Annotated in this window: 18 protein-coding genes; 9 read left to right on the top strand and 9 right to left on the bottom strand. The window is 66.3% G+C overall.

From position 1 onward, the window contains the following. Positions 1-177 precede the first annotated feature (177 nt). From ACFDR9_RS08110 to prpR, 3 genes are all read right to left on the bottom strand, one after another. The gene (locus tag ACFDR9_RS08110) at positions 178-1,296 is read right to left on the bottom strand and encodes a hypothetical protein (protein WP_409030678.1); all 1,119 of its coding nucleotides are present in this window, start codon (positions 1,294-1,296) and stop codon (positions 178-180) included. A 66-nt stretch (positions 1,297-1,362) separates the two neighbouring features. Continuing rightward, on the bottom strand, positions 1,363-3,672 hold the full coding sequence (locus ACFDR9_RS08105; protein WP_409030677.1) for a hypothetical protein: 2,310 nt from the start codon (positions 3,670-3,672) through the stop codon (positions 1,363-1,365). 144 nt (positions 3,673-3,816) lie between these two features. Then, on the bottom strand, positions 3,817-5,451 hold the full coding sequence (prpR, locus tag ACFDR9_RS08100) for a propionate catabolism operon regulatory protein PrpR (protein WP_409030676.1): 1,635 nt from the start codon (positions 5,449-5,451) through the stop codon (positions 3,817-3,819). Positions 5,452-5,699: 248 nt separating this feature from the next. On the opposite strand from prpR, the gene ACFDR9_RS08095 reads away from it, so the two are divergent. Further along, entirely contained in the window at positions 5,700-9,350 is a 3,651-nt protein-coding gene (locus tag ACFDR9_RS08095) for an EAL domain-containing protein (RefSeq protein ID WP_409030675.1), read from the top strand. A gap of 122 nt (positions 9,351-9,472) precedes the next feature. Here the strand turns inward: ACFDR9_RS08095 and xth are convergent, their stop codons facing one another. Next, the gene (xth, locus tag ACFDR9_RS08090) at positions 9,473-10,237 is read right to left on the bottom strand and encodes an exodeoxyribonuclease III (RefSeq protein ID WP_017876848.1); all 765 of its coding nucleotides are present in this window, start codon (positions 10,235-10,237) and stop codon (positions 9,473-9,475) included. Positions 10,238-10,829: 592 nt separating this feature from the next. On the opposite strand from xth, the gene ACFDR9_RS08085 reads away from it, so the two are divergent. Genes ACFDR9_RS08085 through ACFDR9_RS08070 form a run of 4 tightly spaced genes read left to right on the top strand, consistent with a single transcriptional unit; the run spans position 10,830 to position 12,380 of the window. After that, complete coding sequence (locus tag ACFDR9_RS08085; RefSeq protein ID WP_026132909.1) at positions 10,830-11,207, top strand: hypothetical protein; 378 nt, start codon at positions 10,830-10,832, stop codon at positions 11,205-11,207. A gap of 11 nt (positions 11,208-11,218) precedes the next feature. After that, the gene (locus ACFDR9_RS08080; RefSeq protein WP_017876846.1) at positions 11,219-11,407 is read left to right on the top strand and encodes a DUF1653 domain-containing protein; all 189 of its coding nucleotides are present in this window, start codon (positions 11,219-11,221) and stop codon (positions 11,405-11,407) included. A gap of 33 nt (positions 11,408-11,440) precedes the next feature. After that, complete coding sequence (locus tag ACFDR9_RS08075) at positions 11,441-11,914, top strand: CreA family protein (RefSeq protein ID WP_017876845.1); 474 nt, start codon at positions 11,441-11,443, stop codon at positions 11,912-11,914. A gap of 34 nt (positions 11,915-11,948) precedes the next feature. Next, positions 11,949-12,380: a hypothetical protein gene (locus ACFDR9_RS08070; protein WP_409030674.1), complete on the top strand. Its 432-nt coding sequence runs from the start codon at positions 11,949-11,951 to the stop codon at positions 12,378-12,380. Positions 12,381-12,456: 76 nt separating this feature from the next. Here the strand turns inward: ACFDR9_RS08070 and ACFDR9_RS08065 are convergent, their stop codons facing one another. Beyond that, on the bottom strand, positions 12,457-13,950 hold the full coding sequence (locus ACFDR9_RS08065) for a leucyl aminopeptidase (protein ID WP_017876843.1): 1,494 nt from the start codon (positions 13,948-13,950) through the stop codon (positions 12,457-12,459). A gap of 69 nt (positions 13,951-14,019) precedes the next feature. Between ACFDR9_RS08065 and lptF the strand changes: the two genes are divergently transcribed. Genes lptF through ACFDR9_RS08045 form a run of 4 tightly spaced genes read left to right on the top strand, consistent with a single transcriptional unit; the run spans position 14,020 to position 17,808 of the window. Beyond that, on the top strand, positions 14,020-15,153 hold the full coding sequence (gene lptF, locus ACFDR9_RS08060; protein WP_026132908.1) for an LPS export ABC transporter permease LptF: 1,134 nt from the start codon (positions 14,020-14,022) through the stop codon (positions 15,151-15,153). Then, complete coding sequence (lptG, locus tag ACFDR9_RS08055; protein WP_409030673.1) at positions 15,150-16,319, top strand: LPS export ABC transporter permease LptG; 1,170 nt, start codon at positions 15,150-15,152, stop codon at positions 16,317-16,319. Before lptF ends, lptG begins: the two co-directional genes overlap by 4 nt. After that, positions 16,319-16,699, top strand: a complete 381-nt coding sequence (locus tag ACFDR9_RS08050) for a sirohydrochlorin chelatase (RefSeq protein ID WP_409030672.1) — start codon at positions 16,319-16,321, stop codon at positions 16,697-16,699. The genes lptG and ACFDR9_RS08050 overlap by 1 nt, the downstream gene beginning before the upstream one ends. Further along, positions 16,699-17,808 (top strand): stealth family protein, encoded by a 1,110-nt coding sequence (locus ACFDR9_RS08045; protein WP_409030671.1) that lies wholly within the window; start codon positions 16,699-16,701, stop codon positions 17,806-17,808. The genes ACFDR9_RS08050 and ACFDR9_RS08045 overlap by 1 nt, the downstream gene beginning before the upstream one ends. Here the strand turns inward: ACFDR9_RS08045 and ACFDR9_RS08040 are convergent. The 4 genes from ACFDR9_RS08040 to cysD all read right to left on the bottom strand — a co-directional run bounded on the left by ACFDR9_RS08040 (position 17,772) and on the right by cysD (position 22,908). Next, the gene (locus ACFDR9_RS08040) at positions 17,772-19,634 is read right to left on the bottom strand and encodes a lipase family alpha/beta hydrolase (RefSeq protein WP_409030670.1); all 1,863 of its coding nucleotides are present in this window, start codon (positions 19,632-19,634) and stop codon (positions 17,772-17,774) included. The genes ACFDR9_RS08045 and ACFDR9_RS08040 overlap by 37 nt on opposite strands. 265 nt (positions 19,635-19,899) lie before the next feature. Then, entirely contained in the window at positions 19,900-20,682 is a 783-nt protein-coding gene (gene cobA / locus ACFDR9_RS08035) for a uroporphyrinogen-III C-methyltransferase (RefSeq protein WP_409030669.1), read from the bottom strand. A 10-nt stretch (positions 20,683-20,692) separates the two neighbouring features. Then, positions 20,693-21,997 (bottom strand): sulfate adenylyltransferase subunit 1, encoded by a 1,305-nt coding sequence (locus tag ACFDR9_RS08030; protein ID WP_409030668.1) that lies wholly within the window; start codon positions 21,995-21,997, stop codon positions 20,693-20,695. Continuing rightward, the gene (cysD, locus tag ACFDR9_RS08025) at positions 21,997-22,908 is read right to left on the bottom strand and encodes a sulfate adenylyltransferase subunit CysD (protein ID WP_409030667.1); all 912 of its coding nucleotides are present in this window, start codon (positions 22,906-22,908) and stop codon (positions 21,997-21,999) included. Before cysD ends, ACFDR9_RS08030 begins: the two co-directional genes overlap by 1 nt. Positions 22,909-22,916: the final 8 nt, after the last annotated feature.

The following is a 22,916-nucleotide window of genomic DNA, read 5'->3' as shown; positions in this document are numbered from 1 at the left end:
TTTTTTCATTGTGATTTCTTTAATTAGATATTTATTGCAATAATTTAACGGCGTGTAAATATACAATACTCCATGCTTAATGGAAATATTATAATCTGATATGTTTGATAACTGTTGTATTTGGGTGCAATGGGGGCGAACGACGGCCGATGGCCGCCGCGCATCGGCGCCCGCCGTTTAAAACTGGTAACGGTAGCCCAGGTTCAGCCCGATCGATTTGGCCTCGCTCAGCTTGAGCCGGTCGGCCTGCAGCGCGACATGGAAGTCGCCCCGTTCAACGGCCAATCCCAGGGTCCGGAAGCGGGTTTCGACGCTGGCGCTGAGCTTGCCCCAGCCGAACTGGTGCGAGCCGGTGACGGTTGGGATGGTGGTGCCGGCGTAGCGCTCGATCTGCAAGGCCGCGCCCCAGGCGCCGAAGCGCGACTCGAGCGCAGCCGCGCCGGAGCGGCGGATGGCCGCGGTTTTGCTCACCTGGCTGTTTTGGCCGCTCAGTAGCGGGCGGTAATTGATATAGCCCTGCTCGTCGTAGTGGGCCACCGCCGAGTCGACGCTCTGCTGCGTCCGCGGCACGTTGCGCCATGTCATGCGGCTCCACAAGTCGTCCAGCTTCAGCTTCAGGCGCGTGTCGTCGCTGAGCGGCCACTCCAGCGCGGCGGACACGCTGGCGCCCGAGCCGCCGAACTTCTCGCTCATAAAGGGATAGCGGTAGCGGCTGTTCACGTCGGTCTGCGCCACCCGGAAGGTGTACTCGTCGGCGGGACCGCCGGCGACCTGGCCCGACAAGGTGTTGTCGCGCACCCGCGGGGTGCCGTACAGCGCCAGCGCCAGGTTCAGGCGCGGCGCCCGCGCGCCCGGGGCGGGCAGCTCGAACCAGCGGCTGGCGCGCAGGCCCTTGGCCGACCAGCCCTCGGCCGCGGCGTCCACGTCGAAGGTGGTCGGCGTGGCCAGCTTGATGCGCTGCTTGTAGCGGTGCACCAGTTGCATGGTCTCGCCGGTGGTGCGCAGGGCCGCCTCCTGGCGGAATTCAAAGGCCAGCCGCCACGGCCCTTTTTCGACCCCGGCCTCGATCCGGTTGCGCTGGAACATGACGTTGCGCCCGGCGCGCGGCGCGAAGCCGACCGCCCAGTCGCTCTCGAATTGTTGAATCGGAATGCCGTCGTAGGCTTCCCACAGGCGCGCCTCGACATACGGCGCCCAGCCGGCCAGCACGCTCGCCTGCGTTGGCGCGGTGTGGGCCTGGCCCGGCAGGCAGCTGGCGCCACCCAGCAGTAATACGGCGAATACATCGTTGCGCATACACATTCCAAGAATAAAAAAACCTGGCGGGGGAGGCCGCCAGGTTCGGTTGAATCAAAAAAAGACCTATTTCAGCGAGAAGAAGCTGCCGTCGGTGAAATTGATCAGGCCGGTTTTGGTGTTCAGCACGGCCACCTTGACGCCGTCCTTGAGCACGTCGGCGGTGTCGGCGCCGGTCAGGGTCAGCGCGACGCCGTCGACGCTGGAGATCGTCAACACGCTTTGGTCGCCGCCGCCGCTGCTGCCGCCAACGACGCTGAGGCCGAGGTTGACCAGGTTGGTGCCGTCATTATACTGCCCGGTCAGGTTCAATTTCTCGGTGGCGCCGCGGCTGCGGGTGCCGCTGAACTGGACGATCAGCGCCGGACGGTCCGGGATGCTCAGTTTGCCGACCAGCGTCGCGCTTTGCATCGCGACGTTGCCGTCCGACGCAGGCTGGGTCGAGTCGTACAGATTAAAATTGGGCTGGGCGAACGTCAGGGCGCCGGTGAAGAACTCGGCGTTGCTTGTGCTCAGCTTGCCGGTGAAGGCGATCTTGGTGGGCTGGTAGTCGAAGCCGCTCTTGTCGGCCTTCGCTTCGGACAGCACCAGTTTGCCGGCGACCTTGCTGCCGCCGGCTTCGGCCTCCAAGCCCAGCGAGAATTCCTTGACGCCGGTGGTGACGATGCTACCCTCGACCTGTTCCTCGGTGCGCAGGAAGGAGTCGTCGGCGATACTCACTTTGCCGGCCGGCTGGCCGTCCTTGATCGAGGTGATCGAGCCGGCCAGCGCGTATTTGAACAGCTTGTTGCCCTCGGCGGTGCGGCTCGCCGCGATGCTCCACAGGCCGTGGTCGCTGAGGGCGGCGCCGTAGGCGTCGGTGCGCGCCGGCATCATGCCGCTGAAGGTGATGTTGTTGACGATGTCGCCGGTCTTCAGGTACTGGATGTCGCCGAGCGCGCGGTTCTGCGCGTTGCCGTAGGCGCCCACGGGGACGTCCTTGGCCGGGTCGCGCACGCCGTCGAACAGGGTTTCGATGCGCGCGCGGCTGGAGTAGGTGTAGGCGGTGCTGCTGCCGGCGACGGGGTTGATGATAAACACCGCCGTGACCTGCTTGAAGGTGCTGTGGCCGCCGCCGCTGCTGAAGGAACCGGGGACGTTCTTGCGCACGATCGAGCACGCCACCGAGACGGCGTTGCCGGCCGCCGTGGCCGCGACGCTGGCGTTGCCGTCCTGGTACACGCCGCAACCGCCGATGCGCTTGCCGCCGGCGTACATCGGCATGTTGGTCGTGGCGGCGTGGCCGGCCTGGTAGTCGCGCAGGAAGTCGATGCCGCGCGTGGTCAGCTGGACCCATTTGGCCAGGTCGTCGTCGAGCGGCGCGGTGGCCTTGTCGAAGTCGGCGCGCATGCCGTCGGCGCGCAGGTCGATGATGCCGCTCTTGTCGGCCTTGCTCAGCGCGCCGATATTGCTGCGCAGGCTGTTGAACAGGCGCGTGGCCGCGGCAATCGGGTTGGCCGCCGGCGCGACGATCGGTACGGTGCCCTTCGGCAGTTGCGCGACGGTGGTGGTGCCGGTCTTGTTGATGGCCGGGTCGCCGACGACTTCGGCGGCGGCCGCGTCGATGGCGCCCGTCAGCGTGTCGTTGACGGTCAGGCCGCCGGCGCCGATCGCGCCGATCGCGCCGATCTTGCCGACCACGCAGCTGAGTTTATCTGCCGGCGTCGGCTTGGCGCAGTCGAGCGAGCCGTCCTTGGCCATTTTCGAAATCGCCGCCAGCATCACGCTTTGCAGCTTCTCGGCGGCGCTCGCCGTGGCGGCGCCGGGGCTGTTCGAGTTGACCGGCTTGACCGTCTCCGGGTCGAAGCCGAAGAAGGCCGTGAAGCCGGCTTTGGCGCTGGCGATGTTGGCCGCCGACAGGCCGCCGGCGGCGCCCGCGGCCGCCTTGGCGACCATGTCCGTCAGCGGGCTGACCGAACCGGAGTACGGCGTTTCGCCGGCGCCGCCCAGCTTGACCACGCTCTTCAGCTTGAACACCTCGCCGATCGGCAGGTCCTCGCCGGTGGCCTCGTCGGCCGTGGTGGCGCTGGCGTTGCCGCTGACCTCGACGACGAAGGTCAGCAGGTCGGCGGCGATTTTGATGGAGAAGGTGCCGTCGGCGCCGGTGGTGCCGGAGGCCAAGGCCGTGGTGCCCAGGGTGCCGTCGGCGTTGACCGCGAACACCTTCACCGTGCCGCCCTTGATGATGCCCTTCGCGGCCGTGCCGGCGACGGTGCGCGAGGCGCTCACCACCGGGTCCGGCGTCACGTTTGAGGAGCCGCCGCCGCCGCAGGCGGCCAGCGCCAAGGCGAGCGAGATGGTGCTGAGTTTGAAAAGGCGGGCGCGTTGCTGGTGCATGTGGGGTCTCCCTGTGAGCGGTGTCGTGTTGGTCGTTGTGTTGCCAGATTCCAATATACGACGTTTGCCGGCGCTTGACCATTGACCGATCGACGGACGCGGAAAGTGTCTGTTTTTGGCAACCATGGAGCCGCCGGCCCCTGCTCAGGCGCCGCCGGCCTCGGCGCGCAGCTTGCGCCACAACGTGGTGCGGCTGACGCCGAGATAGTCGGCGGCGGCGTCGCGCCGCCCGCCGAAGCGCGCCAGCGTGGCGCTGGCCGTTTCCGGCGCCGCCCTGGCGGCCGGCGCGCCGGGCCACGCGCCCGCCAGGGCCGCGGCGGGCTGCGCCAGCTCGGGCGCCACGCCCAGCACAAAGCTTGGCGTCAGCGCCTGCAGCGGTTGCGCCGCCAGGAACAGCGCCAGGCGCTCCATCAGGTTGCGCAGTTCGCGCACGTTGCCGGGCCAGCCGTGGCGCGCCAGCAGCGGCGCGCAGGCCAGCAACTCGGCGTGCAGGTTCGGCTGCGGCCGCGCGCCCAGCGCCGCCAGCGCGCTTTTCAGCGTCCATTCGGCCAGGCCGAGCACGTCGCCGGGGCGCTCGCGCAGCGGTGGCAGGCTCAGGCGCAGCACCGCCAGGCGGTAGAACAGGTCGGCGCGGAAGCGGCCGTCGCGCACCCGCTGTTCCAGGTCGCAATGGGTGGCGCTGATGATGCGCACGTTGATAGCGATCGGCCGCGTGCCGCCGACCCGCACCACCTCGCGCTCCTCCAGCACGCGCAGCAGGCGGGTTTGCAGCGCCAGCGGCATTTCGCCGATCTCGTCGAGGAACAGGGTGCCGCGGTGGGCCGCCTCGAACAGGCCGGCGTGGCCGCCGCGGCGCGCGCCGGTGAAGGCGCCGTCCTCGTGGCCGAACAACTCCGACTCCAGCAGCGACTCGGCGATGGCGCCGCAGTTGACGGCCACGAAGGGCCGGTTCGGCCCCAGCTTGCGCGGGCTTTCGCGGTGGATCGCCTGCGCCACCAGCTCCTTGCCGGTGCCGGTTTCGCCCTGGATCAGCACCGTCGCCGGCGACGTCGCGTACAGCAGCACCGACTGGCGCAGCGCCTCCATCGCCGGCGAGTCGCCGCGCAGGTCGTTCAGGCCGTGCTTGGCGCGCAAGGTGTCGGCGACCACCGCGCGGCGGCCGCGGTGCGATTCGAGCTGGCTCAGGCGGGCCATTTCCAGCGCGTCGTCGAAGGCCTGGCGGATCGAGCCGGCCGAGTAGACGAACACCCCGGTCAGGCCGGCCTCCTCGGCCAGGTCGGTGATCAGGCCGGCGCCGACGATGACGGCGATGCCGGCCGCCTTCAGGTCGTTGATCTGCGCCCGCGCGTCCTCCTCGGTGGCGTAGGTGCGCTGGGCGATCTCGAAGCCGAAGGTGGCGGCGAATTCGGCCAGCTCCGGCATCTGCTCCTGGTAGCTGATGACGCCGATGCGCGTCGACACGCGCCGCGCCCGCGCCAGCGCCTGCATCACGTCGAAGCCGCTGGCCTTGGCCACCACCACCGGCACCGCCAGGCGGCCCTTCAAATAGGCGGCGTTGGAACCGGCCGCGATCACCGCGTCGCAGCGCTCGCTGGCCATGCGCTCGCGGATGTGGCGGGCGGCGTCGTCGAAGCCGAGGTTGATCGGCTCGATCGTCGCCAGGTCGTCGTATTCCAGCGTGATGTCGCGGAACAGGTCAAACAGGCGCGAGACCGAGACGGTCCAGATCACGGGTTTGTCGAGCGGGTCGGGGGAGGAGGGGGGGGCGGGTCGGCGCATGGTGCAATTTTATGCCAGATGCGTTCCGGTGTTGCGCCATGAAACAAAAAATGAAACACAACCGCGACGCCTGGCCGGGATATCGATGGCGCCGCGGGCCAGGGGGGGGGCGGCGCCGGCCCCGGGCGCCGGGCATTGCGGTCGCCAATAGTTGATTCTGACAAAATTGGCGCAATGTGGTTTATGATCTGGAGTCGTCGCGGCGCCGGGGCCTCAGGTCGCATTTTTCAACTGCTGCAGTGGTGTACATGAACCGAGCTCCGACCCATCCAGATTTGATCGCCGCGGCCCTCGACCTGATCGGCCCGCCGGCCTGCGCCTGCGACAGCGGCGGCACGGTGCTGGCCGTCAACCCCGCGCTGACGCGCCTGCTCGGCGTCGACCTGGGCGGGCGGGCGCTGGCCGACTTCTTCGCCACCGAGTGCCAGGCGTTCAGCGTGCGCCAGCTGGGCGCGGCGGCGGCCGCCGCCGGCGCCGCCGAGCAGCGCTGGGACAGCAGCCTGCTGACCGGCGCCGGCACCGCCGTCGCGGTGCAGGTCTGGGCCAAGCCGCTGCCGGCCAGCGCCGGCCTGCGCGGCGCCACCGTGCTGTTCAACGACGTCAGCGTACACCAGCGCGACCAGATGGCGCTGCGCAAGACCCTGCTCGAGCAGCGGGCGATCCTGGAAAACGCCGCCGTCGGCATCCTGTTCTCCCGGCTTGGCGTGATCCAGGAATGCAATATCCGCGCCGCCGAGATGTTCGGTTACGGCCGCGACGAACTCGAGGGCCGCGACGGCGTCGTCGTCTATCCGTCGCGGCAAGACTACGTTGCGCTGGGGCGGTTGGCCGGGCCGCCGCTGTCGAAAGGGCAGTCGTTCAGCACCGAACTCGAACTCAGGCGCAAGGACGGCTCGCTGTTCTGGAGCCGCCTGTACGGGCGCGCGATCGACCCGCTCAACACCGCCGGCGGCACCGTCTGGATACTCGAGGACATCAGCGAGCACCGCCGCGACGAGGACCGCCTGCGCCGCGCCCTGCTGGAGATGCAGGCGATCATGGACAACGCGCCGCTGGCCATCGGCTTCCAGCGCGACAAGCGCATCCTGCGCTACAACCGCCGCTTCGCCGAATGCTTCGGCCTGGCCGGCGACGACGGCGTCGGCCAGCCGGTGCAGTCGCTGTACCCGTCGCCGTCGCACTACCTGGAGGTGGTGCGCAAGGCCGGCCCGCTGCTGGCCGCGGGCAAGGCCTACCAGGCCGAGATGGAGATGCGGCGGCGCGACGGCGGCACCTTCTGGGCGCACGCCTTCGGCTACGCCATCAACCCCGGCGCCACGCACCGCGACGCGATTTGGATCTTCGACGACCGCAGCGCGCAAAAAGCCACTGAGGAGTCGGGCAAGCAGCTGCTGCTGGAGCAGAAGGCGATCCTCGACAACGCCTCGGTCGGCATCCTGTTCAGCAAGGCGCGGCGTATTCTGAGCTGCAATCCGCGCATCGCCGAGATGTTCGGCTGCAGCCGCGCCGACCTCATCGGCCGGCCCGCCTGCGTGCTGTTCCCCTCGGACGAGGTGTACCGCCAGTTCGGCCTGGAGGCGGCGCCGCTGCTGGGCAGTGGCCAGCCCTTTGAAAAGGACGAGTACCTGTTCAAGCGCAAGGACGGCTCGCTGTTCTGGTGCCGCGTGCGCGCCAAGGCGGTCGACCAGGAGCACAGCGACGAGGGCACCATCTGGATCATCGAGGACATCAGCGAGAGCCGCCAGACCCGCATGGAGGTCGAGGCGATCATGACCAACGCCTCGATGAGCATCCTGTTTACCAAGAACCGCCTGATCACGCGCTACAACCGCGGCTTCGGCGACATGTTCGGCTACGCCGGCGACAGCGGCCTGGGCCTGCCCGGACTGGCGCTGTATCCGTCGCAGCAGTCCTACGACCGCCTCGGCGCGGCCGCCTTCCCGCTGCTCTCGGTCGGCAAGCCGTTCCAGATCGAGACGCTGATGCAGCGCAGCGACGGCAGCACGCTGTGGGCCCAGCTGATCGGCTACGTGGTCAATCCGAACGAGCCGGCGCAGGGCACCATCTGGGTCATCGAGGACCGCACCGAGCAAAAGCGCGCCGAGGAGTCGCTGCGCAACGCGCTGCTGGAAAACCAGGCCATCCTCGACAGCGCGGTGCTCGGCATCGCCGTCGTCGAGGACGGCTACAACCTGCGCTGCAACAGCAAGATGGAGGAGCTGTTCGGCTACCCGCCCGGCGGCATCGCCGGCCTGTCGGTGCAGGCGCTGTATCCGGACCGGGCGGCCTGGGAGGCGGCCCGGCTCGAGACCGCGCGCGACTTCCGCGCCGGCCGCGTGCACATGTCGGAATACCGGCTGATGCGCCACGACGGCAGCCAATTCTGGGCGCGCCTGTCGGGCCGGCCCTTCGACCTGGCCCAGGCCAACGGCCGCTCGGTCTGGCTGGTCGACGACGTCACGGCGCGCCGCGAGGCGGCCGAGGCGGTGCTGCGCGCGCGCGACGAGCTGGAGGTGCGGGTGCTCGAACGCACCGCCGAGCTGGCCGGCGCCAACGCCTTGCTGCAGGGCGAGATCGTCGAGCGGCGCCAGGCCGAGGCGCGGGTGCACCACATGGCCTACCACGACAGCCTGACCGGCCTGCCCAACCGCGCGCTGCTGTCGGACCGGCTCGACCGGGCCATGCTGGCGGCGCAGCGCCAGGAGCGCCGCCTGGCGGTGATGTTCATCGACCTGGACCGCTTCAAGACCATCAACGATTCGCTCGGCCACATGACCGGCGACAGCCTGCTCAAGGAGGTCGCCAGCCGGCTGTGCCGCGCGGTGCGCGTCAGCGACACGGTGGCGCGCCTTGGCGGCGACGAGTTCGTCGTGCTGGTGCCTGGCATCCGCAGCGTCGACGAGTCCAGCCACGTCGCCGAGAAGATCATCGACGCGCTGGCCGCGCCGTTCCCGCTGGACGGCCACACCTTGCACATCACGCCGTCGATCGGCATCTGCGTCTACCCCGACGACGGCGCCGACGTCGACACCTTGATGCGCCACGCCGACGCGGCGATGTACCACGCCAAGGCCAGCGGGCGCAACAACTACCAGTTCTTCACGCAGAAGATGAACCAGGCCGCGGCCCAGCATTTCGAGTTGGAGAGCAGCCTGCGCGGCGCGCTGGCGCAGCGGCAGTTCGAGCTGTTTTACCAACCCATCGTCGACGCCGGCACGCGCCGGCTGCACACGATGGAGGTGCTGCTGCGCTGGCGCCGCCCGGGGCTGGGGCTGGTGATGCCGGACAGCTTCATCCCGATCATCGAGGAGAACGGTCTGATCGTGCCGATCGGCGAATGGGTGATCCGCCGCGCCTGCGAGCAGAGCATGGAATGGCTGGCGAGGGGGCTGCAGCCGGTGCCGCTGGCGGTCAACCTGTCGCCGCGCCAGTTCATGCACCGCGGCCTGGTCGGCTCGATCCGCCGCATCCTCGACGAAACCGGCATCGACCCGGCGCTGCTCGAATTCGAGATCACCGAGACGGCGCTGATGCAGCACGGCGAGCACACGCTGGCGATCCTCGGGCAGATCAACGCGATGGGCATCCGCCTGTCGATCGACGACTTCGGCACCGGCTACTCCAGCCTGGCCTACCTGAAGCGCTTCCCGGTGAAAAAGATCAAGATCGACCGCGCCTTCATCAAGGACCTGGAGGACAGCGCCGAGGACCGGGCCATCGTCGCGGCCATCATCGCCTTGTCGGACAGCCTGCAGCTGTCGGCGGTGGCCGAAGGGGTCGAGACCGAAGGCCAGTTCGCGCTGCTGCAGCGGCAAGGCTGCCAGTACGCCCAGGGCTACCTGTTCTCGCAGCCGGTGCCGCAGGCGCTGGCCGAGCGGAAGCTGGCACCGCTGGCTTGAACGGGGTCACGCCCTTGGTGTTGATGAACTCAGCGCCGAGCCGCTGCCGACGCCAGTCGGCTTACGCCCGGGCGGGCTAACCCGGCCTACGACATCGCGCTACGGCATCGCGCTAGAGCGCCTCAAACGATGGTGGCGATCACCGGCGCGTGGTCCGACGGCTGTTCCCATTTGCGCGGCGCGCGGTCGATCACGCAGGCGGTGCAGCGCGTCGCCAGCGGCGCCGACAGCAAAATGTGGTCGATGCGCAGGCCCTTGTTCAGGCGGAAGCCGAGCTGGCGGTAGTCCCACCAGCTGAACGATTTCTCGGCCTGCTCGAACAGCCGGAAGGCGTCCTGCAGGCCGAGGTCGATCAGCCGCGTCAGCGCGGCGCGTTCCTGGTCCGACACCAGCACCTGGCCGGCCCACGCCACCGGGTCGTGCACGTCGCGGTCGTCGGGGGCGATGTTGTAGTCGCCGACCACGGCCAGGTTGCTGTGCAGCAGCGCCTGCTCCGCCAGCCATTCGTGCAGCGCCGCCAGCCAGCCCAGCTTGTATGCGTACTTGTCCGAGTCGACGCTCTGGCCGTTGGGCACGTAGGCGCAGACCACGCGCACGCCGTCGATGGTCGCCGCCAGGATGCGCTGCTGGGCGTCCTCGTAGCGCGGATTGTTCTTGACGACGTCGGTGATGGGCAGCTTCGACAGGATCGCCACGCCGTTGTAGGTCTTCTGGCCGCTGAAGACGACCTGGTAGCCGGCCGCCTCGATCTCGGCGACGGGGAATTTGTCGTCGGTGAGCTTGGTTTCTTGCAGGCACAGCACATCGACGGGGTTGTCGCTGAGCCACTGCAATACTTGCGGCAGGCGCACTTTGAGGGAGTTGACGTTCCAGGTTGCTAATTTCATTGCTTGAACATCCTTATAAAGAGGGGCGGGCGCCGCGCGCCCGGGCGTCGGCGCCGTGCGGCGGCGCGCCCGATGGGGCGAATCTTACCGCAAGCGGCGCCCGCCCGCGTGTCACATCGGTCGCGAACCCGGCGCACGATTGAAACTACAGTTCCAGTAGGGAGTTATTTGTTGTATAAAATACTGACATTGACAAGTTGGCGACAGGAAGTTTTGCATGTTGCGCATCAATGCGGTAAAAACCGCTCCGACAGTGTGCTTGAGGTCGCTTGTAGGGGCGGCGGGCGGGATTGCCGTGAAGTTTCTCGCAGGGGGACGCCGAAAACCACTAAAATATCATCTTATGTTATATAGCGTAATCGCAGGCCGCGACGGTTTTTTTTGAAGTTGCAAAAGCGGCATGTAAATTACATTACCATCGGATCAAAAGCGAAATATACTGATTATGGATCGCGGTTGGTGCCGCATGTTTTCTATACTAAACGCAACACTACATGACAGAAAGTGTTTTGTAGGGCCAATAAATGGTAATATTTTGAAATGTTGCGGTTTTAATAGTGAGACATGCGCGTAGCATTTGTAAAGGAAGAAAATGCGAACAGCATTTGAAGCGTGGGCGCAGCGTGATGGCCACATTGTGCGGCGGCGTGAAGACAAGCCGGACGAGTACCTGATATTTGAAACGCAGCGGCGCTGGGTGATCTGGCAGGCCGCGTTGACGCACGGTAAAACCGCCGGTAAAACCGCCAAGGCTACCGCGAGCGCGAAGGCGCGCGCGCCGCAGGGCGCGCCCGACATGACGTCGGACGAGGCGGCCGTGCGCAACAAGGTGCTCAACGAAGTGTTGGACGCTTTCACCGACATCGACGGCGCCGCCGGCATGGAGGGTATCTTGAAAGTCATCCAGGGCTTGAAGAAGAAGCAGAAGGCCTTGGCGGACGACGGCAACGACGCCAATGCCGACGGCTGAAGGCTAGCGCCATGCGATACCGGCATTACAAGGGCGGGATCTACGAGTTCGTCTGCGAGGCGACCCTCGAATCGGACTTGACGCCGATGATCGTCTATCGCGCCCCCGACGGCTCGATCTGGACCCGTCCCCAGGACGTCTTCTTTCAATGGATCGACGTCGACGGCGTCGTCGTCCAGCGTTTTTCGCCGATCAATTGAGCGTCGCCCCCGGGCGAGAATAAAAGGAACTGTATGCGCGTAGCACAAGCGGTATGCGCGGTGGCGCTGTTGGCCGTCGCACGCCTGGCCTCGGCCGAGACGGTAGGGTCGGTCGACACCGCCTTCAAGCTGATCGGACCGGACCACAAGGTCGTCGTCGAAGTGTTCGACGATCCGCGGGTGGGCGGCGTCAGCTGCTACCTGTCGCGCGCGAAAACCGGCGGCATCAAGGGCGCCGTCGGCCTGGCCGAGGACAAGGCCGAGTCGTCGGTGGCGTGCCGCCAAGTCGGCCCGCTGCAGTTCAACGGCAAACTGCCGCGCCAGGAAGAGGTGTTCTCCGAACGCGCCTCGATTTTCTTCAAGCACGTGCGGGTGGTGCGCATGGTCGACGCCAAGCGCAACGCGCTGGTGTACCTGGTGTACTCCGACCGCCTGATCGACGGCAGCCCGAAAAACAGCGTGACCGCCGTGCCCGTGCCGGCCAACCAGCCGGTGCCGGTCAAGTAGCGTCGGCCGCCGGCGCAGCGCGAAAGGCCCCCCCATGTTCCGCTACGCCGCATGCGCGGCCCTGGCCCTGGCCGGCGGCTGCTCGACCTTGACCGAATCCACCCAGCAACAGGTGGCGGTGCAAACCATCCTCGACAACCGGCCTCTTTCCGGCGCCGGCTGCATTCTGGTCAACGGCGCCGGCAAGTGGTTTGTCACCACGCCCGGGCGCGTCCTAATCCACAAGCACGCCGGAGCGCTGCGCGTCGACTGCCGCAAGGAGGGCGTCGGCCAGGCCGACGAGCTGATCGGCTCGAAGGCGCACGGCAACCTGTGGGGCAACGTGCTGACCCTCGGCGTCGGGTACCTGGTCGACCGCGACACCGGCGCCGGCTACGACTATCCGGCCACGCTGACCATTGAAATGAAAAAAACCGGCGCCGCTTCCTCGTCTGAGGGGCCGGGCGCCGGTTCGGTGGTGTACTAGGCGCACGCGGGGTTGCGCGATTGTCGTCGGCCGGGTTGGCCGGCACGGCGTAACCCGACGACACGCCAGCGCCGTTTTACACGCGGTTAATCAGGAAATTGGTCAGCAGCGGCACCGGACGGCCGGTCGCGCCCTTCGCGCCGCCCGACTTCCAGGCCGTGCCGGCGATGTCCAGATGCGCCCAGGTGTACTTCTTGGTGAAGTTTTCCAGGAAGGCCGCCGCGGTGATCGAGCCGCCGCCCGGGCTGCCGATGTTGGCCAGGTCGGCGAAGTTCGACTTGAGCTGCTCGTTGTAGGCTTCCTCGATCGGCATGCGCCAGGCGGTGTCGCCGGCGCTCTTGCCGGCCGCCAGCAATTCCCCGGCCAGCTTGTCGTGCGCCGCGTCGCCGCGGGTGAACAGGCCGGTGTTGTGGTGGCCCAGCGCGACCACGCAGGCGCCGGTCAGCGTGGCGATGTCGACCACGACGGCCGGGTTGAAGCGTTCGGCGTAGGTCAGCGCGTCGCACAGCACCAGGCGGCCTTCGGCGTCGGTGTTGAGCACTTCGATGGTCAAGCCGTTCATCGAGGTGACGATGTCGCCCGGTTTGGTGGCGCGGCCCGACGGCATGTTTTCGCAGGTGGCGATGACGCCGATCACGTTGAGCTTCAAGTTCATCTCGCCGATGGCGCGGAAGGTGCCCAGCACCGAGGCGGCGCCGCACATGTCGTATTTCATCTCGTCCATGCCGGGGCCGGGCTTGATTGAAATGCCGCCGGTGTCGAAGGTGATGCCCTTGCCGACCAGCACCACCGGCGCGTCCTTGGCCTTGCCGCCCATGTGCTTGAGCACGATGAACTTCGGCGGCTGCTCGCTGCCGTTGGTGACCGACAGGAAACTGCCCATCTTCAGCGCCTCAAGCTGCTTGCGGTCCAGCACCTCGACGTCGAACTTGTAGTCCTTCGCCAGTTTCTTGGCGGTGTTGGCCAGGTGCGTCGGGGTGCAGACGTTGGCGGGCAGGTCGCCCAGGTTCTTGGTCAGGTCCACGCCGTTGGCGATGGCGATGCTCTGCGCCAGCGCGGCCTTGGCGGCGACGCTGGACGGCAGCGCCAGGGCGATTTTGCGCACGCCGGCCGGCGCCGGGTCTTTCTTGCTCTTCTGGGTGTCGGCGCGGTATTCGCCCTCGTGCGCGGCCTGCACCACGCAACGGATCGCCCAATTCACATCGCGCTCTTTCACTTCGGTCATTGGTAGTGCGATAATGGCGTCCGCGGCACCGAGTGCGCCGAACGCCTTGAGCGTCGCTTGCACCGCGGTCGCGAAATTTTTCTCGCTGACGGCCTCGTCGCCGCCCAGTCCCACCAACAGCACGCGTTCGGCGTTGACGCCGCCAACGCCGCGCAGCAGCAGGGTGGTGCCGGCTTTGCCGGTGATGTCGCCGGACTTCAGCGCCGCCGTGATCTCGCCCGCGCCGTCGAGCGCCTTGGCCGCCGGCGAGAGCTGTTTGTTTTCAAATACCGCCACCGCGACACAGCCGGTTTTGGTCGACACAATGGTGTTTTTTGTGTCGAATGCTTTTATGCTAAAGTCCATTTGCTTCTCCGTTTTTATTTGCTTAGTAAACATGTTACTTAACTCACCGACACGAAGCCCATACATCGAATGATCTTTCATCGCGCCCTACAACGTGAACTGACCAGTGCCGCAGGGGGCATCTTCACGGTGTTGTTTTCCATCTTTGTTACTTGGACGCTGATCAAGATCCTCGGCGAGGCCGCGGGCGGGAAGGTTGACTCAAGCGATGTGATTGCATTAATCATCTTCGCAGCCCTGAATTATCTGCCAACTATCCTAATACTCACTAGTTTTATTTCAGTGTTGATGGTGGTGACGCGCAGTTACCGCGATTCCGAAATGGTGGTGTGGTTCGCTTCCGGCATGAGCCTGGTGCGCTGGATCCGCCCGGTGCTGACCTTCGGCCTGCCGCTGGTGGCGTTGACGGCGGTGCTGAGCCTGTACGCGACGCCGTGGGCCAAGCACAAGAGCAATGAATACGTCGAGCGCTTCCAGAAGCGCGAAGACTTGCAAAAAGTCTCGCCCGGCCAGTTCAATGAATCGGCGTCGAGCAACCGCATCTTCTTCGTCGAGGGCGTCTCCGGCGAGAAGGCCAACGTGCAAAACGTCTTCGTCAATACGCTCGACGCCAAGGGCACCACGGTGGTGGTGGCCAAGGAAGGCGTGATTTCGACCGACGCCAAGGGCGAGCGCTTCCTGGTGCTGAAGAACGGCCGGCGCTACCAGGGCAAGCCGGGCCAGTCCGACTTCCAGACCATGGAGTTCGACCGCTACAGCATGCGCGTGGCCAGCAAGGCGCAAGAGCCGGGCGGCGAACTGAACGTCGACTCGATGACCACGATGGCCCTGCTCAAGGAGCGCAACCAGTACACCATGGCCGAGGTGTTGTGGCGCGTCAGCGCGCCGATCACCACGCTGGTGCTGATTTTGCTGGCCATTCCGCTGGGCTTCGTCAATCCGCGCGCCGGCAGTTCGGTCAACCTGATCATCGCGCTGCTGGTGTTTTTCACCTATAACAATCTGATCAAGCTGGTCGAGGCCAGCGTGAAACAGGGCCGCTTGTCGTTCGGCGCGTCCTGGTGGCCGCTGCACCTGGTGGTGGCGCTGGTGGCGCTGCTGCTGTTTACCTGGCGCCTGAACGTCAACCACCGCTACCATCCCCTGGTCCTGCTGGGCGCGGTGAAACGCGCCCGCCGCCTGAACAAACCGGCATCGACATGAAGATTTTACAGCGTTATTTCGCGGTCTCGATCGCCCAGGCGGTGGGCTTCGTGCTGCTCGCCTTCCTGGCGCTGCTGGCCTTCATGGACCTGACCGGCGAGTTGCCGCTGGTCGGCAAGAACGGCTACGGCAGCACCCAGGCCTTCCTGTATGTGCTGATCCTGATCCCCGGCCACGTCTACCAGGTGATGCCGATCGCGGCGCTGATCGGCACCATTTACACGATGGCGCAGTTCGCCTCGACGTCGGAATTCACGGTCATGCGCGCGGCCAGCATGTCGACCGCGATGGCGGCCTGGTTCCTGTTTCGCATCGGCGTGGTGTTCGTCATCATCACCTTCATTTTCGGCGAGCTGATCGCGCCGCGCACCGCGCCCATCGCCGAGCGCATCAAGCTGAGCGCGCGCGGCACCACCGTCTCCAGCGAATTTCGCTCCGGCATGTGGACCAAGGACATCGTCAAGAGCGAGGGCCTGAGCGGCGCCGCCACCGGCGCGCGCTTTTTCAACGTGCGCGAGGCGCGTCCCGACGGCCGGCTGAAGGACGTCAAGCTGTACGAGTTCGACAATAGCTTCCGCCTGCGCTCGATCACCGTCGCCGCCGCCGCGACCTACCAGGGCAGCAACGTCTGGCGCCTGCTGGACGTGACGGAGACGCGCTTCTCCAACAGCACCGTGCTCACGCCCGGGGTCGAGGCCAACCTGAAGAACAACTTCATCCAGGAAACCAGCGCCGTCGCCACCCAGAAGAGCGCCAGCAAGGACGTGGTCTCGGAGATCACGCCGAGGATACTGACGGTCTCCTCGTCCGATCCGGCGCGCATGTCGGCCGCCGAACTGCGGGTCTACACCGCCCACCTGGCCGAGAACAAGCAGGAAACCGACCGCTTCAAGATCGCCTTCTGGAAGAAGCTGATCGACCCGATGGCCATTTTCGTGCTGATGGCGCTGGCGTTGCCGTTCGCCTACCTGCACACGCGCAGCGGCGGCGTCAGCCTGAAGATCTTCATCGGCATCATGATCGGCGTCAGCTTCATCCTGGTCAACACCCTGTTCTCGCATTTGGGTTTGCTGAGCACCTGGCCGGCCTTGTTGACCGCCATCGCGCCGAGTGCGCTGTACCTGCTGCTGGCGCTGGGCGCCTTGTGGTGGGTGGAAAGACACTGATGACGCACCGACGCGCGATGATCCTGTTCGCCCACGGCGCCCGCGCCGCATCCTGGGCGGCGCCGTTCGAGCGCCTGCGCGCGCTGACGCAGGCGCGCCTGCCCGGCGTCGACGTCTCGCTGGCCTTCCTCGAACTGATGACGCCGCGCCTGCCGGAGAAGGTGGCCGAACTGGTCGGCGCCGGCGTGGCCGAGCTGACCCTGGTGCCGGTGTTCCTGGGGCAGGGCGGCCACGTGCTGCGCGACCTGCCGCTGATGGTCGAGCAACTGCGGCGCGACTATCCGCAGCTTGACCTCAAGGTAGTCGAGGCGGTCGGCGAACACGCCAGCGTGCTGGCCGCCATCGCCGACTACTGCGTCGGCGCCGACGACGCCACCTGATGGGCTGCGCGCTGCCCGACGCCGGCCCGACCGCGGCCGGGGCCGGGGCCGCCCTTGCGCCCGCGCGCATCGACATCGTCTACCTGTGGGTCGACGGCGCCGACCCGGCCTGGAGCGAGCGGCGCAGCCGCGCCTACGCCGACTGGACGGCGCGCCATCCGCGGCAACTGGCGGTGCACGGCAACGTTTCGGGGCGCTACCGCGACAATGGCGAGTTGCGCTACAACCTGCGCGCGCTGGAAAAATTCTTTCCCGAACACGGGCACGTCTACATCGTCACCGACCGCCAGGCGCCGGCCTGGCTGCGCCCGTCCGAGCGCCTGACGCTGGTCGACCACCGCGACTTGATCCCGGCGGCGGCCATGCCGGTGTTCGATTCCGGCCACATCGAATCGTATCTGCACCACATTCCCGGCCTGGCCGAGCGCTTCATCTACTTGAACGACGACGTCTTTTTCGGCCAGCCGGTGGACCCGGCGAACTGGTTCGGCGAGCGCCTGACGGTGTTCGCCGAAACCGCCACCGTGCCCGAGCGCGACGCGCTGCAGGAGGACGGCACGGCGCTGGTCAACGCGGCGATCCTATCGAAGCACTGGCTGGCGCGGCGCTATCCGCACTACCGCCACGAGCCGCGGCTGTATTCGCACGCGCCGCGGCCGATGCTGAAGAGCGCGATGCGCGAGCTGGAGGCGCTCGCCGGCGAGCTGTTCGAGCAGGTGCGTTCGACGGTGTTCCGCTCGTGGCGCGTGCCGCCGCTGCTGCCCGACCTGGTGCCGCGCTGGATGGTGCAGATGGGCTACGCGCGCCAGGCCATCCTCGACCCTTTGCACATCAGCAGCGGGGCGCAGGGCGCCGAGCTGCAACTGGCGGCGCTGCAGGCCGATTTCGGCCGTCTGCTGTTCTTTTGCATCAACGACACCTGCGACGAAGCCGAGGCCGGCGACCCGCGCCTGCTGCGCGTGGCGGCGACGTTGCAGCGCCTGCTGCCGCAAGCGTCCTCGTTTGAAACCGCGGACGTGGGCGCGCTGGCGAAGCCAAACAACCAAGGGCGGCGCGCGCCGGCTAAGCCGGCTTACTTCAGCGCGCTCAAGTCGATAGGCGTCAAATAGCCATATTTCCCCGGCACCACCTGGTAGACGTGGCGGTAAGGCTGGTAACCGGCGACCTTGATCGTCAATTCATAACTGCCCTCGTTCAAGCCGACAAACGAAAAAAACGTATTGAAAACGTAGTCGCGGCCCGCCATATAGCTTTCGACGGTGCGGTCCCTGGTTTCGTCGAGCGGCCTGATCTCGCGCCGGTCCTCGCCATTGGTCAGCACGATGGACTCGATCTGAATGTCGCGGCGGTGCCGGCGAAAGCTACCGGCGGGATTGTCGGCGGGCGTGGCGTCGGCGCCGATGTAACCGGAAAGCGTGCCCTGCGGGGTGAGCAGGAAGCGCAGATCGGCGACGCCGTCGGCGCCTATGCTTACCGGCATGCTGGCCGGCGTGGCCCGGAACGCATGCGCCAGCAAGCCCACGTTGTAGTCGCCGGGCGGGAAGGGACCGAGTGCGCGGCCGTTGTCGCGCGCGCTGATCGGCAAGACAATACGCTCGCGCGCCGGGTCGGTGGGCGTGAGCACCAGAACCGGCGGCGATGCCGGGTGCTCGTCCGGCCGGGCGTAGGAGAACGCCACGCGCACGTTGCCGTTGCGCGCGGCGTCGCCGCCGCGGTCGCGCTTGTCGGCCGCCTTGAGCAGCGCGGCGTATTGGGCGAACACCTCGGGCGACGACAGGATGCCGATGTGGTCGGCGTCGTAGCCGAAGACGCGCGTGGCCTCGGACTGGGCGGCCGGGCGCAACTGGCTGGCCAGGGTAATGGCGCCGTCGTTGCTGGCCGGGCGCAAGGGGCTGTAACGCCCGGCGTGGCCGAAGAACAGGTAATAGTCGAGCTCGCGCGGTAGCGGTTTTTGAAACAGCGTTTGCACGAAGCGGCCGCTGGCCCGCACATCGTTCCACGAGGGTATGACGGCGGGCGAGTACGCCACGCCGCTGTCGGCCAGCGCGTCGCCGCCCCACGGCGTCGATAGGCTGACGAACAATTTGGCGGCGGGGAACTGCTCGCCATAGTTGGCCAGGAAAGAGCGCACCACCAGACCGCCCATGCTGTGCGCGGTCAGATAGAGCCTGTCGTAATGGTAGCGCCGCTGCAGATTGCCCAGTTTCCAGTACAGCAGGTAGGACATGGAGTCGAGCGAGGCACCGGACGGATAATAGAAAACCCATGGCTGGTACCGGCTCCGGTCCAGCCTCTGGAGGAAGTATTTCCAGTCCTGTGGCGAACCGGCCGCGCCGTGGACGAACAGAATCGGCGTCTTGCGCGGATCGTATTCCTCCAGGAAGTAGATATTGCCGCCCACCTCCTTGAAAAAATCCACCGGCGCCCAATAACCGCGGCGCCCGGATTCGGACGAAAACAACGCGTCGTCGAGCTTGGCGATGGCGCCGACCTGGGTACTGTGCTGGTTCCCGGACGCGGCGGCGGCGACGGAGGTGCCGGGCGGAATGGCGCCTTGCGCCTTGGCCGATATGACGAAATCGAGGTTCACCACGGCGCCCGTGCCGCTGGCGGGCACCGGCGCGGGCGCATAGTCGCCGACCGGTTCGCCGGCGTCCAGCCGCAGGTTGCCGTTGGCGTCGCCGAACGCAAACAAGCCGTACTCTCCCTTTTGCACAATCAGCTCGTATCCGCCGGCCTCGTGCAGCACGGTGTGGTGCGCGATTTCCAGGCGGCCATTGCGTGTCGAGTAGGCGGCGACAACAATGGGCTTGTCCCATGGGGCCGCGCTGGAGACATATCCCGCCAACACCGTGGAGGAATAGAAGGTCTTCGACTCTTCCTTGAGTTTGACAAGCGAACATCCGCTCAGGCAGACACAGAGAAGCGCCGACACAAAGATAGATCGGTTTTGCGACTGACTCATATTTCGGAAACTAGGCAAGCTGAAAGAGCTAATCTTATACACAACTATCGCCTGTCCCGGTAGTCAAAATACGGGAACGCGCGCGCGAATAGACATTAGCGGGCCGGCAACGCGGAAAAACCCAGCAAGGGCAAAGAGCCGGCGCCAAGGCGAGAAGGCCCGGCCTTCAGGCCCTGGCCTCGGTTTTACGCTTCTGGTTTAAATGAACGCTAAGGTGCGCACCGGCGCCCGGGAATCAGGCGCTGAGGCAGGCGCTGAGGCGGCCCGTCGCCGGTGCGCCGGATTCGGCGCCCACCTGTTGGTGTTCGCGCATCGCCATGGCGTCGCCCAGCATCACCAGCACCGGGCCGTGGGTCGCGCCCAGTCCCTGCGCCAGCGTGGCCAGTTCCAGGCGCAGCACGCGCTGGTCCGGCCTGCTGCAATTTTCAATCACCAGCACCGGCGTGTCGGCGCGGCGGCCCTGTTCAAGCATGCGCTTGGCCGTGGCGATGGCCTCGCGTCCGCCCATGTACTGCACCAGCGTGTCGCTGTCGGGAATGGCGACGTGGTCGGGCTGGTCGGGCGCGGTGCTGGACGTGAAAAACGCCACGCTGCGCGCCACGCCGCGCTTGGTCAAAGGCTGCTTGCTGGCCGCCGCCGCCGCCAGCGCGGTGGTGATGCCGGGCACCACCTCGACGTCGATGCCGGCTTCCTCCAGCGCGCGCAATTCCTCGTCGGCGCGGCCGAACAGCATCGGATCGCCGCCCTTCAAACGCACCACCAGCGCGAATTTCTTCGCGTTGTCGACCAGTTGCTTGTTGATGAAGGCTTGCGCCGTCGACAACTGGCCGCAGCGCTTGCCGACCAAGATCTTCAATGCCTGCGGGCACAGCTCCAGCATCTCGCCGGTGACCAGCGCGTCGTGCAGCACGACGTCGGCTTGCGCCAGCAGGCGCGCGCCGCGCATGGTCATCAAGTCCTGGGCGCCGGGGCCGGCGCCGATCAGGAAGACTTTACCGAAGTGGGATGCGGGTGCCATGCCGTTCTCCTTAGCCGAGCCGGATCATGCCGGCGGCGACGGTTTGATGCGTCACTTCGTCGATCAGGATGAAGGCGCCGGTGGCGCGGATGTCGTCGTAGGCGTCGGCCGCCAGCGCTTGCTGCACGGTCAGCGCGATGCGCGCGATGTCGTTCAGCTTCAGCCCCTCGGCCGGGTGGCGCTGCTGGGTGTTGATGTCGAGCAGGGTCTCGATCGCCGTCACCTTGGCGGCGGTCTGCTTGGTGCCGTGCTTGATCCAGTACTTGCGGCGCAGGTCGAGTCCGTCCTCGGACAGCCAGCAGACGTCGGCGACGACGTTCTTGAGCAAGGTGGCCGGGCGGTCGGCGCCGGCCAGCATGTCGCCGCGCGAGATGTCGAGGTATTCATTGAGCAGCAGCGTGACCGACTGGCCGACCACGGCGCTGGCCAGCGAGCCGTCCATGGTGACGATGTCTTTGACGGTCGCGCTCTGGCCGGACGGTTGCACCACCAGCTTGTCGCCGACGCTGACCTTGCCCGCTTCGATGCGCCCCATGTAGCCGCGGAAGTCATTGGCTTCGTGGCCGTTGTGGCGCGCCACCAGTTGCACCGGGAAGCGGAACGGCGCGTCGTGCGAGTCGTCGTAGACCGACAGCGATTCGAGCAGCTCGATCAGGGTCGGGCCGGTGTACCAGCCCAGTTTGTCGCCGCGCTCGACGACGTTGTCGCCGGTCAGCGCCGACAGGGGAATCGGCGTGATGTCCTTCAGGCCCAGGCTGACGGCGAATTCGCGGTAGGCCGCGACGATGCGCTTGTAGACGGTTTCGTCGTAGCCGACCAGGTCCATCTTGTTGACGGCGACGACCACGTGCTCGATTTGCAGCAGGTGGGCGATGGTCGAGTGGCGCTTGGTCTGGATCAGCAGTTCGACGCTGCCGTCGTCGCCCAGCTTGACCTTGGAGACGTCGATGAGGATGATGACGGCGTCGGCGGTCGAGGCGCCGGTGACCATGTTGCGGGTGTATTGCTCGTGGCCGGGGGTGTCGGCGATGATGAACTTGCGTTTCGGCGTGGCGAAGTAGCGGTAGGCCACGTCGATGGTGATGCCTTGCTCGCGTTCGGCTTCCAGGCCGTCGGTCAGCAGCGACAGGTCGACGGCGTCGCCGACGGTGCGCTTGTGCTTGGAGCGCGACATGGCGTCGAGCTGGTCGGCGAAGATGCCCTTGCTGTCGAACAGCAGGCGGCCGATCAGCGTGCTTTTGCCGTCGTCGACCGAACCGGCCGTGATGAAGCGCAGCATGCCGCGTTCGGAAATGTTGTCGTTGATTGCGTTCATCAGAAGTACCCTGCTTTCTTACGTTTTTCCATCGACGCTTCGGAGGTTTGGTCGTCCATCCGGGTGGCGCCGCGTTCGGTGATCTGGGTGACGGCCGTTTCGGCGATGATCTGCTCGACCGTCGAGGCGCTAGACGACACCGGGCAGGTGCAGGAGATGTCGCCGACGGTGCGAAAGCGCACCACTTGCGTTTCGACGGTCTCGCCCGGCAGCGCCGGCGTCAGGTCGGTCAGCGGCACCAGCAGGCCGTTGCGCGGGATCACCTGGCGCTGGTGCGCGAAGTAGATCGGCGGCAGTTCCAGCTTTTCGCGGGCGATGTATTGCCACACGTCCAGCTCGGTCCAGTTGGAGATCGGGAACACGCGCATGTTTTCGCCCGGATGCACGCGGGTGTTGTACAAGTCCCACAGCTCGGGGCGCTGGGCTTTCGGGTCCCACTGGCCGAACTCGTCGCGGAAGGAGAAGATGCGCTCCTTGGCGCGCGCTTTTTCCTCGTCGCGGCGGGCGCCGCCGATGCAGGCGTCGAATTTGTGTTCAGCGATGGTTTCAAGCAAGGTCACCGCTTGCGCGGCGTTGCGCGAGTCGGTCGCCGGGTTGCGCAGGCGCACGGTGCCGCGGCGGATCGATTCCTCGACCGAACCGACGATCAGGCGTTCGCCCAGTTCGGCCACTTTCTTGTCGCGGAAGGTGATGACCTCGGCGAAGTTGTGGCCGGTGTCGATGTGCACCAGCGGGAAGGGGAACTTGCCAGGGCGGAAGGCTTTTTCGGCCAGGCGCAGCATGACGACGGAATCCTTGCCGCCGGAGAACAGCAGCGCCGGATTGGCGCACTCGGCCGCCACTTCGCGCATGATGTGGATCGCTTCTGACTCGAGGCTATCGAGGTGACGCTCGTTTAATATGGTATTCATAGGCCTGA

It is taken from the genome of Janthinobacterium sp. CG_23.3 (assembly GCF_046115965.1).
Lineage (GTDB): Bacteria > Pseudomonadota > Gammaproteobacteria > Burkholderiales > Burkholderiaceae_D > Janthinobacterium.
Note: the sequence above shows the minus strand (reverse complement) of the source record. Positions and strands in the feature narration are given on the sequence as shown.